Here is a 1,043-nt window from a genome sequence, read left to right on the forward strand (position 1 = left end):
CGTCGTACTGATCCAGGTAGGACACATCCACGCTCAGAGTGGAGTCGAAGCCTGCGACTGCGAACTCATACAGGCCTCCCAGATCGATGCCGCGAACACGCTCGTTGGCCGCATTGACCGGCTGGGACGACAGGAAGTCCACTTCACCGGTGATCGGATTGCGGGTGAAGTTGTCATTGCCGCAGAACGGATGCGCCAAGCCCGGGGTGTTGTAGCAGATCGACAGCTTGGTTGAGCCATCGATACGCTGGATCGCGTTGTCGATCTTGATGTTGAAGTAGTCCACCGTCAGCGTCAGCCCTGGCAGGAAGCTCGGGGTCCAGACCGCGCCCACGGTCAAGGACTTGGCATCTTCCGGCTCCAGGTCAGGATTGCCGCCGGAGGTGGTCAGGATCGTGTTGCCCGGCTGCACGTAGCCTGTCGGTACGCCGTACGCCTGGCAGTTCTGACGCACTACCGAATCAGCCGGCAAGCTGCTCCAGCCGCTACAGGGATCGGTCGTGGTCAGGTTGCCCTCGGCCACGCCACCAAACAGTTCGGGAATGTTAGGGATGCGGAAAGCCGTGGCGTAGTTGGCGCGCACCTTCAAGGACGGCACGATCTGCCAATCCAGCCCCACCTTGTAGTTCACGTCTTCGCCGAACAGATCGTAGTCGGAGTAACGCACCGCGGCATTGAGCGTCAGGCTCTCGGCGATCACGCTGTCCTGCAACAGCGGCACGGCAAACTCGGCGAAGGCTTCCTTGGCCGTGTACTCACCGGCGATCGGATCCTGTTGGTTCGTGTTGGCAATGCCCAGTACCGTCAGCGGATCGGGATCGCGCCAACCACGCTCCTTGCGAACCTCAATGCCGGAGGCAAAGCCCACCCAACCGGCCGGCATCTCGAATAGCTGGCCGCTGATGTTGGCGGTGAAGCTTTTCTGGTCGTTGCCGCCGTTGTCGCGCGTCCTGAACAGGATGTAGTTGAGCACCTCGGGGGTCAGGTCGCCGTAGCCGAGATAGTCACCGCAAGGGATCGCCGCGCCGGGCGTGTTGCTGCAC

General features: G+C 61.7%; 1 protein-coding gene. It reads right to left on the reverse strand.

Annotated features, from left to right (window positions below):
- Positions 1–1,043 (reverse strand): TonB-dependent receptor domain-containing protein (locus tag AC04L7_RS19485; RefSeq protein WP_475513815.1); only part of this gene is annotated, 1,043 nt, incomplete at both ends.

Source organism: Pseudoxanthomonas sp. LjRoot204_2, assembly GCF_056175765.1.